Source organism: Mesobacillus subterraneus (assembly GCF_020524355.2).
In the GTDB taxonomy this organism is placed as follows: domain Bacteria; phylum Bacillota; class Bacilli; order Bacillales; family Cytobacillaceae; genus Mesobacillus; species Mesobacillus subterraneus_C.
This window is the reverse complement of record NZ_CP129019.1, coordinates 2,206,067-2,222,063: the sequence shown is the minus strand read 5'-3', so window position 1 is coordinate 2,222,063 and position 15,997 is coordinate 2,206,067. Positions and strand designations below refer to the sequence as shown.

The 15,997-nt window shown below is 39.4% G+C and carries 15 protein-coding genes and 1 pseudogene; 11 read left to right on the top strand and 5 right to left on the bottom strand.

Translation table 11 applies throughout. From position 1 onward, the window contains the following. The first annotated feature begins 278 nt into the window (after positions 1–278). The 8 genes and pseudogenes from LC048_RS11455 (at position 279) to LC048_RS11425 (ending at position 9,768) form a co-directional block, all read left to right on the top strand. Positions 279–557: a heterocycloanthracin/sonorensin family bacteriocin gene (locus LC048_RS11455; RefSeq protein ID WP_371932033.1), complete on the top strand. Its 279-nt coding sequence runs from the start codon at positions 279–281 to the stop codon at positions 555–557. Between the two features lie 148 nt (positions 558–705). Further along, complete coding sequence (locus tag LC048_RS25070) at positions 706–921, top strand: hypothetical protein (RefSeq protein WP_371932032.1); 216 nt, start codon at positions 706–708, stop codon at positions 919–921. After that, entirely contained in the window at positions 888–2,420 is a 1,533-nt protein-coding gene (locus tag LC048_RS11450; RefSeq protein ID WP_371932062.1) for a putative thiazole-containing bacteriocin maturation protein, read from the top strand. The genes LC048_RS25070 and LC048_RS11450 overlap by 34 nt, the downstream gene beginning before the upstream one ends. 192 nt (positions 2,421–2,612) lie before the next feature. Beyond that, a pseudogene (locus tag LC048_RS11445) lies at positions 2,613–4,565 on the top strand (TOMM precursor leader peptide-binding protein). Between the two features lie 11 nt (positions 4,566–4,576). Further along, positions 4,577–6,133 carry a SagB family peptide dehydrogenase gene (locus LC048_RS11440; protein ID WP_226601200.1) on the top strand — a complete coding sequence of 519 codons (1,557 nt, stop codon included), beginning with the start codon at positions 4,577–4,579 and terminating at the stop codon, positions 6,131–6,133. Between the two features lie 392 nt (positions 6,134–6,525). Beyond that, the gene (locus LC048_RS11435) at positions 6,526–7,275 is read left to right on the top strand and encodes an alpha/beta hydrolase (protein WP_226601199.1); all 750 of its coding nucleotides are present in this window, start codon (positions 6,526–6,528) and stop codon (positions 7,273–7,275) included. Between the two features lie 786 nt (positions 7,276–8,061). Then, positions 8,062–8,436: a VOC family protein gene (locus tag LC048_RS11430; RefSeq protein WP_226601198.1), complete on the top strand. Its 375-nt coding sequence runs from the start codon at positions 8,062–8,064 to the stop codon at positions 8,434–8,436. Positions 8,437–8,757: 321 nt separating this feature from the next. After that, complete coding sequence (locus tag LC048_RS11425) at positions 8,758–9,768, top strand: DUF3231 family protein (RefSeq protein ID WP_226601197.1); 1,011 nt, start codon at positions 8,758–8,760, stop codon at positions 9,766–9,768. A gap of 842 nt (positions 9,769–10,610) precedes the next feature. On the opposite strand, the gene LC048_RS11420 is transcribed toward LC048_RS11425, so the two are convergent. Continuing rightward, positions 10,611–10,925 (bottom strand): hypothetical protein, encoded by a 315-nt coding sequence (locus tag LC048_RS11420; RefSeq protein ID WP_226601196.1) that lies wholly within the window; start codon positions 10,923–10,925, stop codon positions 10,611–10,613. A gap of 771 nt (positions 10,926–11,696) precedes the next feature. Between LC048_RS11420 and LC048_RS11415 the strand changes: the two genes are divergently transcribed. Both LC048_RS11415 and LC048_RS11410 read left to right on the top strand, forming a co-directional pair. After that, the gene (locus LC048_RS11415) at positions 11,697–11,906 is read left to right on the top strand and encodes a hypothetical protein (RefSeq protein WP_226601195.1); all 210 of its coding nucleotides are present in this window, start codon (positions 11,697–11,699) and stop codon (positions 11,904–11,906) included. Positions 11,907–11,986: 80 nt separating this feature from the next. After that, positions 11,987–12,439, top strand: coding sequence for a hypothetical protein (locus LC048_RS11410; RefSeq protein ID WP_226601194.1), 453 nt, complete (start codon positions 11,987–11,989; stop codon positions 12,437–12,439). Positions 12,440–12,893: 454 nt separating this feature from the next. On the opposite strand, the gene LC048_RS11405 is transcribed toward LC048_RS11410, so the two are convergent. From LC048_RS11405 to LC048_RS11390, 4 genes are all read right to left on the bottom strand, one after another. Continuing rightward, complete coding sequence (locus tag LC048_RS11405; protein ID WP_306050296.1) at positions 12,894–13,184, bottom strand: MEDS domain-containing protein; 291 nt, start codon at positions 13,182–13,184, stop codon at positions 12,894–12,896. A 36-nt stretch (positions 13,185–13,220) separates the two neighbouring features. Next, positions 13,221–13,439 carry a DEAD/DEAH box helicase family protein gene (locus LC048_RS11400; RefSeq protein WP_226601192.1) on the bottom strand — a complete coding sequence of 73 codons (219 nt, stop codon included), beginning with the start codon at positions 13,437–13,439 and terminating at the stop codon, positions 13,221–13,223. A gap of 262 nt (positions 13,440–13,701) precedes the next feature. Beyond that, the gene (locus LC048_RS11395) at positions 13,702–14,346 is read right to left on the bottom strand and encodes a glycosyltransferase (protein ID WP_226601191.1); all 645 of its coding nucleotides are present in this window, start codon (positions 14,344–14,346) and stop codon (positions 13,702–13,704) included. 109 nt (positions 14,347–14,455) lie between these two features. Continuing rightward, entirely contained in the window at positions 14,456–15,328 is an 873-nt protein-coding gene (locus LC048_RS11390) for a LysM peptidoglycan-binding domain-containing protein (protein ID WP_226601190.1), read from the bottom strand. Positions 15,329–15,567: 239 nt separating this feature from the next. Between LC048_RS11390 and spxA the strand changes: the two genes are divergently transcribed. After that, positions 15,568–15,963, top strand: coding sequence for a transcriptional regulator SpxA (spxA, locus tag LC048_RS11385; protein WP_226601189.1), 396 nt, complete (start codon positions 15,568–15,570; stop codon positions 15,961–15,963). Positions 15,964–15,997: the final 34 nt, after the last annotated feature.

Below are 15,997 nucleotides of genomic sequence, written 5' to 3'. Positions count from 1 at the left end.
TTTCATTTTTGAAGCAGTAGCCGAATTAAGTCAATGGTTCCATACTCTTTCATCCCTTGTTCTCGAAGAGACAGAAAGTAATTGTTTCAGCTGAATTCTACTGTATAAATATAAATAGGCTTTTGCATATGTGACAAAGGCCGTTACGTCTTCATAAATTGGTGAAGAGTATTCTCGTTAATTATGTTTGTACCATGTATATAGGAATATTTCTGGTAGTACTCAACGTTGTTACTTGTTTTTTTGAGCCCTGTATTTATTTGAGGAGGTAAAGAATAATGATGAATAATTTTCAAAATGAACTGCAAAGGCTGAATGTTGGTGATTTCCAGGCAACTCAGCCCGTTAGCTGGGATCAAAACCAATACCAATCAGGAGATGAGCGGATTTTTCTAGGTCTGGGTGGATTTGGCGGCTGTTTCGGTTTTTCTTGTTTCTTTAGCTGCTTTGGCTGTGGCGGATGTTTCCGTTGCGGAGGCTGCGGTGGTTGTGGTAGATGTTCTCGTTGTGGCGGGTGCGGACGCTGTGGTGGTTGCGGACGATGCCATCGCGGTTAAGTTAGACAATACAGACTCTAGCCCCTGCGAATTTTTTGCAGGGGCTTTGTTCTTTGATATAAGACATAAGGGACAAATTGAGCTACATACGATGATAATGGCAGTCAATGAAGGAAAGTAAGGGCATTAGGGCCGGAGGAGGAGTGAGATGGTGAAGTTGGATCCTTCTATGGTATTGAAGGTGAAAAGAGATACATTTTATCTCGCAGAACCAAATAGTGGTGTGTATTTAAGGAATAACTCATGTTCATTCCGTCTTGAAGGCAATGGAATTGATCAGTGGGTTGAAAAGCTTTTGCCAATGTTTAACGGTGAGTATTCGCTGGGGAAATTGACCGACGGCCTCTGCCAGAACCATACCTGAAGCGCGTTTACCAAATTGCTGAGGTTTTACTTGAAAATGGTTTTGTCCGGGATGTAAGCGGGGATGAACAGCATCAATTATCTGAGCATGTCCTGAAGAAATTCGCTTCACAAATTGAGTTTGCCGACAATTTGGCAGGTTCCGGTGCATCAAGATTTCAGTCATTCCGCAATGCAAAGGTACTGGCCGTCGGTTCCGGCCCTATGTTCAACTCTCTCGTTTCAACATTGCTGGAATCCGGTCTGCAAAAACTGAATGTCTCAATCACCGATGAAAGCCACACCAATAGAAAAAGGTTGGCAGAGCTTGTGAATCATGCACGTAAAACAGATTCGGAGGTGGAGTACGAGGAGTTTGAAAGAAAGAATGGTGACTGGAGCACGCTGTTGCGGCCTTTCGATTCGGTCCTGTACGTTTCACAAAATGGCAATGTTGAAGAAGTGCGGCTCTTGCAATCGATCTGCAGGGAGGAGAGGAAAGCCTTCATTCCCGCCATAGTTTTCAAACAAACGGGTATGGCCGGCCCCTTGTTTACACCTGATTCAGAGCTTTGCTGGGAGTCAGCGTGGAGGCGATTGCATTCTTCTGTTTTGGTAAGTGAGCAGAAGGTCTCAGCCGCCTCTTTGACCACTGGAGCGCTGCTTGCTAACGTTATTACTTTTGAATTATATAAAGAACTTGCGGGTATCACAAATGCTGAGCAAAGAAACAGAATCTATTTGCTGAATTTAGAAACTCTTGAGGGAAGCTGGCACATGGTCTTGCCACATCCCTTGGTAACCGGAGTTTTCTCGACCATAAAAGTAGTGGACCTTGAAAATCGGCTTAATCATGATCAAAGAAAAACTGAGCCTGAGAAGCTTTTGCAGTATTTTAGTCTAATGACTTCAAAAGAAGCTGGGATATTGCATAAGTGGGAAGAGGGGGGCCTTAAGCAGCTACCATTGGCGCAATGCATGGTCCAGGCAGCCGATCCGCTGTCAGATGGGACGTCTGAATTACTGGCAGCAAGGGTTTGTAATGGATTCACACATGAAGAAGCACGAACGGAGGCAGCGTTGACAGGGATTGAAGCATACGCGGTTCGTATGGCAGAAGTACTCGAGAATGGCCGGATGTTGGGTATCGGTGCAGGTGGATCTTTTGCGGAAGCTGTTGGAAGAGGGCTGGAAAAATGTCTCTCAAAAGAATTGGAAAATCGAAAGCTCAGCGAAAATGCGTCGATTTCCCTTGTTGACCTCGAGCTTATTGAAGACGGGAGATGTGCATTTTATTTAAACGCTCTTACGACAATACAGGGAGCAGCACGAACAGGGGTAGGAAAGGAAGTGCGAGGTTTCCCAGTTATCTGGATCGGCACGAAGAAAGGATGGTTTGGAAGTACTGGACTCAATACAACTCTGGCCTTAAGAGGCGCTTTGCAGAATGCGCTATCCTATTTTCAAAATGAGTCAGCTGGGGTAGGTGGCCATCCTTCAGGAGTCAGAGATTCAGTATAGTGAAAGGATAAAGAAAAATTTAAAGATACCGGAATATACAGGAAGTATTCAGAATGAAACCCTGCAGGCAGCGATTGAGGTGCTTGAAGAGAACAGAACCCAAATGTCAGTGTACGAACTTAGGATTGATCCCATTTTCACCCAGCAACTAGATGGAGTATACGGTGTATCGCTGCGAGAGGAGGGATTGAGTTGAGTTCCTTCGTAGTCATTATAGGGGAAGGATGGCTGGCTGACCGTGTTGCTGAAGAATTATCATCACGCTACCAGGTATTCAGAAGGACAGATTTTGAAAATGGCCTGCCAGAAAATTCAGGGTTGATGCTTGTCCTTCATGATTATTGGAATCCCAATGCACATCAAAAAGCTGAAGAAGCGGCAAAACTGACTGGCAGTCCCTGGCTCCGAGCCTTTGTTTCTTTTGGAGAGGGAATCGTTGGACCTCTCATCAGGCCTGGCACTCCTGGATGTTCTCAATGTGCGGACCTGAGGAGGCTACTGGGAGGTCAGGAACGGGGCGAAATGCAAGAGGTGAAAAAAAAGCTGACGGCTGAAGCAGAAATTGCTTTGGACCCATGGGCATCGAAAAATGGACTTCTGCATCTGGTTCACTTAATAGTAAACGAAGCAGACCAGGTTCTAGCAGATAAAGAGGGCTTTTCGTCAGGAAGGATGTATTTTGCAGACTTAAAAGCATTGCATGGATCCTGGCATTCTTTCCTGGCAGATTCTCTGTGCCAAGTTTGCAGTACGATTCCAGACGATTCAGCTTCGCTTGCAGAAATCTCATTGAATCAAAGTTTGAAAATCAGTGAGAGCAGCTATCGATGTACACCGCTGGACAAGATGAAGGAAGTGCTCTTTGATGATTATTTTGACAATCGGACAGGTTTGCTAAACAGTAAGATGTACGATTTGGTCACTCCATTTGCCGATGCGAGCGTCAATCTGCCAATGATCTCCGGAGGTAATGAGGGTACAGCTGGCAGGACGCAATGCTACGCAGATAGTGAATTGACTGCTATCCTGGAAGGACTCGAGCGCCACTGCGGGCTTCAGCCCCCGCGGGAAACGGACAGTCATCCGTGACAGTTACCGAAACCTGGAAAAACAGGCATTGAACCCATTGGAAGTAGGTGTCCATGCCGATGAACAATATGAAAAACCCGGATTTCCATTTCGAAAGTTTGACCCTGACTCCCAGATGGATTGGGTTTGGGGCTATTCACTGATTGAAGAGCGGCCAATTCTCGTACCTGAACTATTATCCTATTATAGTCTCGGGTGCGGGTCAGCGGGATTTGTCTATGAAACGTCAAATGGCTGTGCCCTTGGCGGAAGCAGGGAAGAGGCGATTTTCTATGGCATCATGGAAGTAGTAGAGCGTGACTCCTTCCTTTTGACCTGGTACTCAAAGCTCAAACTTCCACACCTCGATCTTCAATCCGCTGAAGATGAAGAATTGCTTTTGATGGCAGAGCGAATGAGGGCTGTTGCTGGATATGATTTGTATTTATATAACGCCACCATGGAACACGGAATTCCAAGTGTCTGGGCGATGGCAAAAAACAGGAAGGATAAAGGATTAAACATTATTTGTGCAGCAGGGGCCCCCATCTTGATCCGATTAAGGCAGCCAAAAGTGCCGTTCAGGAGCTTGCCGGCATGATGCTCAATCTCGATGGAAAACTGGAATCGAACAAAGGGAAATATTTACAAATGCTTGATGATGATTCCCTTGTACGCGAGATAGATGATCACGGAATGCTGTATGGATTGACCCAGGCGGAAGAACGCTTAGGGTTCCTGCTAGATGATAACCGGCCATTACAAAGTTTTAAAGACGCTTTTCAAAAGGAATCGCGTCATGCGGACCTGACGGAGGATCTTAAGGATATTCTAGATAAATTCAGCAACTTAGGGCTCAATGTTGTCGTTGTCGATCAAACTCCACCTGAAATCCGAAAAAATGGTCTTTGCTGTGTGAAAGTGTTGATACCGGGGATGCTTCCAATGACCTTTGGACACCATTTGACTCGCCTCAAAGGACTTAATCGAGTGATTCACGTCCCAGTGAAGCTTGGTTATTTGAAAGAACCGTTGTCATTCGAAGAACTAAATCAATTCCCGCATCCGTTCCCATAGGAGGCAACAGGATGAATCTTGAACAATTTCTAAAGGACCTTCAATTTAATATTGAACGTGCTAATCAGGAAAACTGGGAACCTAACTGGGAAGACGCTCCTTTTTCCTATAAACTGTATCGAGACTTGCCGGTGATTCCTCTGTCCGGGGAAGTGCCCTTGTCCCTAGCAGAAATCAAGGCTCCAACCAGGCCAGGCATCGATGAGATGGGAGATTTCCTCTGGTATGTTTATGGAATAACGCAAGTAAGTGAGTCGTTTTTTTCTGAGGATGCTTATCCAGCTCATACCTTTAGGAGGCATGCTCCTTCTGGCGGGGGACTTTACCCGAACGAACTTTATGTATATTTAAAATTAGAGGAGCTGCCTGATGGGGTCTACCATTATGACCCGGCCCATCACCGCCTTGCTTTACTGAGGGCTGGAAACTTTGATTCATATATTGCCGCGGCTCTTGGCGACCGATGTGATATCACTTCCTGTTTTGGAACTGCATTCGTTTCTACGATGTTTTGGAAAAACTTCTTTAAATACAATAACTTCTCCTATCGGTTGCAAGGGCTGGATGCTGGAGTATTGATGGGGCAGCTGCAAGCCGTGGCGAAACGATTTGGTTTCGCTTCTGGTGTTTACTATCAATTTCTGGATTCGGCAATCAATCATCTTCTCGGATTATCTGAAGAGGAGGAAAGTGTTTATTCGATTATTCCGCTGTCTGTGGAAACGACCAACTGGTCTGCGAATGCAACAGCTTCCTACAAAAAACTATCGTCAGAAGAATTGAAAAGCGAACTGAAACCGCTTGTAATTAAGAGCTATGAAAGGTCGGAGAAAGTATTAGAGTTTCCGAAACTAATAACCATGAATGGAGCCTCAAAACTGGAGTCGACTGAATCGTTTAAAAAGCTCTGTAACCAGCTGAGTGATATGAAGGGGAATCGGCGAATCTTTCTCCCTCAAACTGAATCATTACAATTTGATTTGGCAGAGGTTAGCAAAAAACGTTCTTCTCCTGAAATGGACTTTATTTTATCAAGGGTTAGTCAACAGCAGCTGGCTGACCTGTTGAAGGAGTCGATGGCTGCCTATTCGTACCGCAATGATTTGGACGCTATTTACTGCAGCCAGGAGCCCAGAGTTTCAATCTATGGCTGTTTTTATAATATAGAAGGCATTCCCAATGGAGCCTACTACTACAACCACACAGAACATGCTATACAAGAAATTCAGCAAGGAGATCACCGTTTGCGTTTACAAACTGGATTGTCGATTGATAACGTCAACCTGCAGCAAGTACCACTTTGTTTGCATGTCGCTGGCAATAGGGACTTTTTTCAAGAAGACTTAGGATACAGAGGCTACCGAATATTACAAATGGAAACAGGAATGCTGGTGCAAAATTTACTTTTAACAGCTTCCGCTCTAGGGTTAGGAGGTCATCCTCTGCTAGGTTTTGATGCAGGTGAGGCTGATGATCTTTATAGAATGAAAGGGAAAACCAGCTTAATCCAAATCCCAATAGGCTCATACCGTCCACGGGCATGGCTAAAAGGGAGTTTGCATAGCTAGTAATCAGAAATAGTCGATAAAGAAATGCAAGGGAACACACTCCCTTGCATTTCTTTTGATTTCAGGAATTTGTTTTCATTAATGAGTAGCACAAACATCAGAAAAAAACCTGTTGCAGGATCTTATCCTTAGTTTTCCATAGGATCATTCATTATTAATTGAACTGTAACGATGCTTTATAATGCTGAACTCATCATTGTCGCACTTCCTTCATTATTATAAGCCACAATACCAGGTTGTCATTTAAAGCAAGGGTAAGAAGATGATGAAAGGTCATTAGAAACTAAACATGGGATATACTGTGGTTTTTGTATTCCTGTACATTTTTTCTGGAATGGGTTCCGCGCATATGGTAAAATCTTCATCAAATTAATCGAAAAGAGTGTGGAAGTATGATAGAAAGTTTCTCAGTTCCCTTGTTTGAAGGGGAAAGGAAAATTAGAGTCTATTTGCCGACAGATTGGAAAGACAATATATATCCTGTTTTATACATGCATGATGGACAGAATGTGTTTGGAAATGAAGAGGCGATTAGCGGTGTGGCGCTTGAACTGCACGACTACCTGGATGAGAACGATGTGGAGCTAATCGTGGTGGCAATAGATCAGAATCCGGGAGAGCGCGTGAATGAGTTTTGTCCCTGGATAAACGGTGAATATACAGCAAAGTTTCTTGGCAAACCGAGTTCTGAAGGCGGAAAAGGCAAGGAATATGTTGAGTTTATCGTTAATGAACTGAAACCACTCATTGACTCGAAATATAATACTAATTTAAATGAAACTTATATGGCCGGCATCTCTTTAGGATCGTTAGTCACAACATATGCGGCATGCACTTACCCTCATATTTTTAAAAGAATCGCAGGTCTTTCATCCGGTTTTTACCGTAACCAGGAAGAAATCGAGCGGTTGCTGAAAATGGCAGATCTATCCCAACTAAAAAAAGTATATTTGGATTGTGGCACAAAAGAGGGTGGCGAAAAACTTGCTGGGCCATTCCTGGAAACCAATAAGGCCATCTTTGAGATTATCAGGCAAAAAGGAATTGAGGCAGAACTGAAAGTCATAGAAGGTGCCGAGCATAATTATCAAGCCTTCAAAAAACGTTTACCAGAGGTTATATCATGTTTATTAAGCAGGTAGAATGAGCTTTGTTCATATTTCTTGAATCTAAAAATTCTTTGCGAGGACTAATCTATTTTCTGACTTGGAACGGCAATGAATCTTGTGAATTTATTGTTGTGATTAGTGTAAGAACAATATAACTTTTTAAAACAAGACAGCAATCTATCTTTTAAAAAAGGGCAGTTTAAATGATAGGATATGACTAGAATGAGAGTCTCTTGCTTTTAGATTTAACGATTCTGAAAGAAGTTTTCATATAATGGTTAAGAAAGAGTATTTGTGATATTCAGGATCAATACTCGCAAAATGATTTCTCCAATTCGATGCTGTCAAGTGTAGTTATTTAGGATTTTGTAAGGACTAGTCAGAAATGAGGATACAGGATGGGGATATTTTTTAAAAAGATGACTGAAAAGGAAACAAAGAATTGGGAAAAAGGTTGTATTGTTGGCTTTTATGTCTTCTTAATCGTTTTGTTTACCAACGAAATATATTTCTATATTTTTAACGGTTATCTGTTTTCCAACTTTGCAGTGTTTTGGATTGGGTTGATAACTGCTAATGCTTGGTCATTTATTCTCAACCTAAAATCCGTAAAAAGGAAAGGGAAATAATACGGAAATCACTTTGTTTATTAAGCTATCGTGTGAAACTCTGCAGTAAGGTTTAGGCTCTATTGTTGAATTCCTTAAAAAGTTGCAGTTTCAACTTTAGATGTAGATTAGTTCAATGAATTGGAAGGGAAAAGGGATTTGAAAAGAGAATTACTTAATAAACCATACTTAAATTAAAGAGAGGTAGTTTATGAGTAATACATTTATTGAACAAGTACATTATATTAGGATTCCGGTAAAAAATTTAGAGCAGTCTGCACAATGGTATAAAGACATATTAGGGCTTCAATTATTAACCATTACTGAGGATCCATTTGCGATTATAAAAGTTAATGAGGGACCTTTTTTGCTTATTTTAGTTCCTACTGAAGATGATACTTTCTCACATTTTACAATTGGGAATGCCCCAGCATTTAGCATTGGTTTTACAAGTCCAGAACTATCTAAATTCCATACACACCTGATTGAAAATGGTGTTACGGTTGAGGATATAAAAGAGGAAAATGGACATGCTTTTTTTCACTTTTTTGATGTGAATGGCAATAAACTTCAAGTGCACTGGTAGGAAATATAAATAAAGGTAATATTTAAACGGTGCTTTAATCCAAGAAAGATTAAGGCACCTTTTTGTTGAATTCTTATCCAGTTATAGAATCAGCATGCCATAAGGGGACTCTAATTCTTCTTGCTAATTGATGTTGTGAAATTTACCCTTCTTATAAATTTCTAATCGCATACCGATAATCTTCTTCTGACCGCCAAAAAGTGCCAGGTCTGAATACAAAACCATTCTTTTTCAGAGTCAGACTTGTGAAAAATAAGGATTATTTCCATAAAATTGGAGATTGTATTAAGTAAAATGGAATGTGGTAAGGAGGTCATTTGCATGGTCCAAACTAAGCCGATCAGTGCTTCTGAAGTCGGGACTCTTTGGCAGACATATCAGGAGAAAACCTTGATCATGAGGATCTTGGAGTATTTTATTGAGAAAGCTGATGATCAGCAGGCTCGAAATATTTTAGGCGGATTGTGGCAGGAGCTTGATTTTTATGTAAAAGAGATGGAAGTTCTTTTTAAGGATCAAGGAATCGTGAAGCCACTTGGATTTACGTCAGAGGATGTTCACTTGGATGCTCCTAAACTTTTTGACAATGGATTTGATATCATGTTTGTTCGCGTGTTGAAGCAAGTGAGCATGGGGTTATATACATTGAATATGAATATGTCCTATGACAATCGAGTGATGACGATTTATGAGGGACTTACGACAGTTACTCAAAAAATTTACAAACTGGCAACATTATATCTACTGGAAAAGGGGATTCTTTCACAGCCGCCAAAAGTAACCATGCCAAAAACAACAGAAATCATCGAGAGCAATAAGTATATGAAGGGCATGAAGCTATTTGGTGATAAGCGAGTATTGAACAATTTGGAAATTGGAATCCTCAATCACAATCTTGAATCCAATATTATTGGCATGCAGTTGATTACCGGTTTTGCGCAATGTGCACAGAATAAAGAAGCAAAGAAATTTTTTCTCAAGGGAAAAGAGCTCGCTAAAAAGCAGATTGGAATAATGGAAGAACTTCTTCGTGAGAGTGATCTTCAACCTTCAGCCGCTTTAGGAGGCACAGTCACTGCATCAACCATTCCACCGTTTTCAGACAAGCTGATGATGCATTTTATTTACATTTTAAATGGCTTTAGCCTTGTCGGAGCGGGAGTGGGAGCGTTTTTCACTTTAAGAAATGACTTATCCATGAAAGCTTTCATGATTTCAAAGGATATATTTTTCTACGCGCAGGAAGGAATTGAAATCAAGATTAAGAACGGCTGGTTGGAAGAACCTCCGCAAATGGAGGATCGGGCAGCCATCATCAAAAAAGGGAATTGAAATATGCGTCTGGTCCACATTGAAATTAGTATTAACACTAATTTCAATGTGGGGAAATTTTAATTTACACTCTTAACTGTTTGGTTGAGGCAATCGTTACCATATTAATTATAGCAAGGTTTTCATGAGTATATTCAACACTATATTAGAGCCATTAGTAAGGATCAGGGTTTTGCCATAGTTTGTGTCTTATTAGTTTTCTTGGGAATTATTTTCATCGCATTTAGTGTTAAATTGGGAAGGTCTAATGCGGATGCGTGGTTAGCCAGTCGAGGAGAAGTGGATACAGCCTACTATCATCTGATTGTCAAAAGCTATATTATTAATTTCGTGGTAAGCGGAGGTATTTTGTTTGGATTCGGATTAGTGAGTTCTTCCATCATTTATTTTAAAATGGTTAATTTCGAGAAATAAATCAGTGGTGAAATCCTTAAAGAAGGATATAGAATATAGTAAAGTGTGGTGGTTAATTGGACAGTGAAAAATTGAGGACGATTAACAAGCTACAAATCACATCACTTGCTCTAACAATAATTCTTACATTTGTACCTGGAGTTGGTGAAGATGCTTCTGTTCAATACTACGGTTTACCATTGCCGTCTTTGTCTTATCATGAGGGAAGGGGTTTTGGTGGCGTTGATCTCAACATATGGACGCTTTTAGCCAACTTCTTTATAATCTACATGCTTTGCAAGATAGGGGTAAGGATATGGATGTCCTTAATTAAGAGACCATAAGTGGGGCGAAATCTGATGCAATCAGGATTGTATATGGATTTTTTAACTAAGGTGATGTCAGCTGCGCTCACTAACAAATAGGCAAAGCATGAGTATCTTTACCTATTAATATTTTTTATATCTTATATATTCAAAGTTTAATGTAGGCATCTGCTTGATAATGTTACCATCTTCATCTCTCTGAATTTCATACTCTCGGTGCGTTTCAACGATATAACCATCCACTTCTTTGTCCTTATCTCTTTCATGTACATATTCAAATTCAGGTAAAATCGTTTCTAAAATGTCATCAGTTGTTCCAACTCGGGCATTTGTTTCTAAGGATTCTGTGTCAAAGTATCTCTGGGAAATCTGAGGACTGTTATAGACCAAGAAAATGCAAAATAACAGCAAACTTGATAATGCAAGAATTTGTTTCATTATTATAAGCTCCTTTTGTTAAAGTTTCATATTTACCATATGCCTGTCCATTGAGTTATATAACTTTATAGTGATCGGTGCGGACAAAATAGACGCTTGGGAAGTATAAAATAGGAGGGCGAAGGTTGTGAAATATCAAGAATACGACCGAACAACAGTTGTTCTATTAAGTATTTTGACAATCTTATTGGCAGTCACAGCAGTAGTGTTCTATCCAATATTACTCTTGTTTCCTCATTGGAATATATGGGTTTTTATGTATGGTTCAATACAAATAGGATTTCTTCTACTATTCATTTCTGGGGTTAGGTCTACCTTAAAAAACATCAAGTTGTTTTTGGTCACTGTTAACACTATTTGTATAATTCTTAACTCAGTTCTAATATATTGCTATTTGATTCCGCGTGGTCTTGCTTGAAATATAAAAAATGAAATCTTAGAGGAGCGGTTTTGTGTCAAAGTATGTTAGCGTTTTTTTCTTAACTCTAATGGTTAGTATAATTCTCTATCTTATATTTGCTTCTGTTTTTATGGGTGGTGAAGATCCCGCAGGAGATATGTTATTAACGATAGGAATAGTAATTGTGTTTCTTCTTTCATTTCTAATATCACAAACCTACTATTTAATCGAATTGATTAAGAAGAAGCGGTGACTCAGCTTATTTAACATATGACTGCATTAAGCCTTGAAGGGATTACATTCTATGTCGTTTTGCTTATGGAATAATCGGATTTTAGTAGAAGAAAGACTAATGGTGAGGTGAAATAAAATTGCTTATTGGCCGTGCTTTATATGTATTAGGAATGGCTTTTGTTTTCTTTAGTATATTGGGAATTATAATGGTTCTTTTATCAGATGGTGGTGGAGATATAGCACTTCTGATATTTGCGTTGCTGAATGGATTGATTGCAATGGGTGTCGGAGAAATGGTTATAGACTTAAATCATAGGCGGAGGATTCAAAAGTTTGATAAAGAATAAGGACAAATAGTCTTAAAATAACATGAGGCTTTAATGGCAAATTCTTCTTTTATAACAAGTCATATTGTCTGGAGGTTAATGTGAAGAACATCGGCTTTATTTTTATTATTATTATTCCTTTATTATTGGTTGGCTGTAATAGCAATTTATCAAATGAGCCAGTTAAAGAAGAAAAGAAAATAGATCAATTCAGCTTGGTTATAGAGGGAGATAAGAATCTTTACCAAGTAGACGAAGAAATACAAGTTAGTGCTTATTTAAAATATATTGGTGAAAAAGACATAGAGTTTACTTCTGTACCTACAATCACAATTGTAATTAGGAATTATGAAGGTGGAAATGTAATTGAAAAAATTGACTTTAATGATATAAAAACCACTATGAAAAAAGGAGAGAAGTTTTCTCAAACATTAAATGGTATCAATCTGGAAGAAGGAAAATATGATGCATTTGTTCAAACTTCATCTTTCTCGGTTGGCTCAAGTCAGTTCAGTTTAAGCTCAGCACCAATTAATTTTGAAGTGAAAAATTAACACCTTAGGGGCGTCGAGTGACTGAAGTTTTTTAATTTTTATGTGGAAGGAGAATGGTAAAGGAAGGGTGAGAACGTCCAGGAAGAATCCAGGCACGTAATTAATAGAAGTGCGTAAACAGCTACATTGAAAATTTCACCTTACTGATCAAATACCTTTGTTATTGAATAAGTAGGAGAGCGGGAAAGAGGAAAACAAATGAAAAGCTTTTTGAAATGGAGTTATTTTTGGGTTTTATTAGTCGGCATCTTGATAGGTTACATTGGAATACCAATGTTCTCACAATTTTTCGATTATATCTTCAACTAAAGAGAAATGCACCATAATATACAGATGTTTCCGACTTATTTATATTAGTAATAGGCTAGCATAAGTATGATCTACTAATTACCGATTAGGTGATGCTGAATGAAAATAATAAATTAAAAAAATGGCGTGCAAAACTAATGTCAGTTTACACGCCATTTTCTTTTTCATTTATAAAAAAGTTGTGGCAGGATAGTAGTCCTTCCTTGAATTCTCCACTAACCCTTTCAGAATCGTAGGCACAAACAGAAAGAAGGTTTGTTTCGTTTACGATTACATCAGCTTCTTTTTCAGAACCCATTAATTTTTTGCTTACCTCTGGCTCATCTCGCCACTCTACATGTGCCCAGCTCCGGACATTTATATTTTCTGAATAACCTTCAATTAGGTTCGGGAGGAATTCGAAAATTGAATTAATCCTAAAGTCTCCCCTTGGCATAATAAAAGTCATAATTATTGATAAACTTCACTTTTTCTAAACTGTTTCATTCAATAACACTGTGAGTCTTTTAATTATCAATGGTGTTATTCGGTCATTTTCTATAATGATGGAATACTCATTTCGTTCTAATCCTGAGATGACGAAATCAATCACATTAGAAATATATCGTTCCTGATCCTGGAAAAAATATAGTCCATGTCCCTTGGCCTGGTTTGCAATTTCATTAACCTCTTTTAAATGCACACATTCCAAATTAGCACCCCGTTGTATTGTAGACATATAACACTATCATTAAAGTGTAACATATTTAGCTTTTAATATGTGTTGGTAATAAAAATATATCTAAAGTAAAAACCTTATTAAAGCTACAAAGGCGCATCAAACTTATGGAACATGTAGAGCGGTGGGGGATTTTCTGGAAAAATGAAGAAGTACGTGTTCGAGGGACGGTGTGTATGAAAACAGGAAGGTTTAATTGTCATGGTTTTGACTAAAAACCTTCCCGGACTTATGCTTACTTCTTAAACTTCTCAGGGAACTGCTTTATAACTGCATCTGAAATGGCATCAGACATCATGATGATATGAGTCATTCCGTCGTCGATCGAAACAATTCGTGCTTGCCAATCTTTCTTCAAGCTTGCGTTAAGGTCATCTGCCACCATTTCCAGGTGGGTATACAGTAACTTCTTTACATCTTCGTTTTTTAGATTTGGGTTAGCTTTGCTGAGGAAAGCGGCGATATCGTCAGCATTTCTAAACCATTCTTTGTTTAGCTGATCGAGCTTTGCTTTATCTCCACTTTTAGCTGCTTCAACAATACCTCCAGCTATAACAATATGTTCTTTAAGCAAGTCTGTAAGTTGGTTTCCAGCTGCCTCACCGTATACCGGTTTGATTGAGTTTCCGATATCCTCCTGGTTTCTTAGGAGCCTTTCAAGCACGTCTTTTTGATCCTCAGCACCTGCTGTCGTGGCACTTGTAATATAGTTGCTTGTCCACAAAACATGGTCGACCCATAGTCTCCGGAAATCGTTTTCGAACTTTATCTCAGATTGGGAAATACATTTGTGCTGTGGTTTGGCGTAAGCAGGGTTTGATCCGGCCATCATAGTTAGCGGCAATATTAAAATAAAACCCATCAACAATAACTTTTTCATGCTTCACATTCTCCTTCGCAGGTTAATAACATCCTCCATTATTATTTATAAATGGCATTTTTTTATCCAAGACCGTAAAATAAAAGACCGTCAAATGGCGGCCTGTAAGCTATTGTAATTTGCTTAAATCATAATACTGAACAGTTTTTCCATCGCGGTCGAACTGGATGATTAATTGGTTCTTATTAAATTGGTAGATGAACTGTCCGCAAGTCGCGCTTTCGTAGCAGGAGACGTTACTTACTTCATTAGGATATCCATATACATCAATAACCTGGCTTTTGTCTTTTGGAGGGAAGCTTAGTTTTAAATATTCCGGATAGACTTGCAGTCCAAAGACAGTCCCATTCTCCATGTTGAAATTCACGCGAACTCCGGCACCTTCACCATTGTAAAACAGCGACCTGATATTCAACTGGTCCTCAGTTTTTACCGGCTTTCCGAACTGGTGAAGAAGCTGGCTGTATGTGGAACCAACGTGGACACCATTAACTTGTAGATTCTTACTTGTTACAAAATAAGCATCTTTAATCCCTTTTTTGCGCAACAGCTCTATTTGTTTCTCAGCATTTGTCTTTTTTGAATAAACGCCAGCCTGGATGCGGTAATAAGTTTTATCATTAATGACCTTAGTAATGACGGCAGCTTCAATTCCTTTCTTTTTCAGATTAGCGATTTGTTTCGTTACATTGTCTTTCTTGGTAAAAGAACCTCCAACAACTGCATACATCGGCTCTGATTCTGATAGGCCAGGAAGCATCAACTTTTGCCCAATATAGATGGTATTGTTCTTTAAATCATTGAAACCCTTTAGCTCCTGGACAGTCAGGTTGTATTTTTTTGAAATGCTGTAAAGTGTATCACCTTTTTTAACAGTAAGAGAATGATCATCTGCATAACCAAACCCGTTGGCGAAAAAGAGGAATGAAACCATCAACAAGATGCCCAACCCGAGCTGTATGAAACGTTTTGTTTTCTTCATTTTTTATCACCTCAAATAGTTTGACGAGATGATGGCACCAGAGTTTCGAATGGATAAGCCTATTTTTAGATGCAGGAAAAAATGGGTGGTGAAAAGGGGGGGAGCCCTTGAAAATACCATTGACATTGCTAACTGTAAAGTTTAATATTACAGTATCGGTATTTTTATATTTAAAAAGATTCTATTGTTGTTTATCTGTAATTTTAATTATTACAGTTAGACGGGGGAGCTGTTGATCAATGGTTACTTTATATATCACATCAAGCTGTGCGTCTTGCCGGAAAGCAAAGGCATGGCTGCAGGAACATCAAATTGATTTTATTGAAAGAAATATTGTATCAGATCCACTTACTGTTGACGAAATCAAATCGATTCTTCGATTGACAGAGGATGGAACAGAAGAGATTATTTCGACGAACTCAAAAACCTATAAGCAGCTGGATATGGACATTGACTCTCTTCCACTGAATCAACTATATGAACTAATCAGAAGAAATCCACAAATGCTTCGCCGACCGATTATCCAGGACCATAAACGTCTGCAGGTTGGTTATAATGAAGAAGAGATTCGCAGCTTCTTGCCGCGCAAGCTGCGTACATTTACCGGCTTAGAGTGGGATAGTATCGCGAACTAGATGCTTTTGCTTTATATCGGACTGGATGAAAGGT

Excerpts from the sequence above, each read along its gene's own strand:
- spxA (WP_226601189.1), top strand. The coding sequence starts at position 15,568 with ATGGTTACTTTATATATCACATCAAGCTGTGCGTCTTGCCGGAAAGCA.
- LC048_RS11395 (WP_226601191.1), bottom strand. The coding sequence starts at position 14,346 with ATGAAAAAGTTATTGTTGATGGGTTTTATTTTAATATTGCCGCTAACT.
- LC048_RS11390 (WP_226601190.1), bottom strand. The coding sequence starts at position 15,328 with ATGAAGAAAACAAAACGTTTCATACAGCTCGGGTTGGGCATCTTGTTG.
- LC048_RS11425 (WP_226601197.1), top strand. The coding sequence starts at position 8,758 with ATGGTCCAAACTAAGCCGATCAGTGCTTCTGAAGTCGGGACTCTTTGG.
- LC048_RS11405 (WP_306050296.1), bottom strand. The coding sequence starts at position 13,184 with ATGCCAAGGGGAGACTTTAGGATTAATTCAATTTTCGAATTCCTCCCG.
- LC048_RS11420 (WP_226601196.1), bottom strand. The coding sequence starts at position 10,925 with ATGAAACAAATTCTTGCATTATCAAGTTTGCTGTTATTTTGCATTTTC.
- LC048_RS11435 (WP_226601199.1), top strand. The coding sequence starts at position 6,526 with ATGATAGAAAGTTTCTCAGTTCCCTTGTTTGAAGGGGAAAGGAAAATT.
- LC048_RS11440 (WP_226601200.1), top strand. The coding sequence starts at position 4,577 with ATGAATCTTGAACAATTTCTAAAGGACCTTCAATTTAATATTGAACGT.
- LC048_RS11430 (WP_226601198.1), top strand. The coding sequence starts at position 8,062 with ATGAGTAATACATTTATTGAACAAGTACATTATATTAGGATTCCGGTA.
- LC048_RS11455 (WP_371932033.1), top strand. The coding sequence starts at position 279 with ATGATGAATAATTTTCAAAATGAACTGCAAAGGCTGAATGTTGGTGAT.
- LC048_RS25070 (WP_371932032.1), top strand. The coding sequence starts at position 706 with ATGGTGAAGTTGGATCCTTCTATGGTATTGAAGGTGAAAAGAGATACA.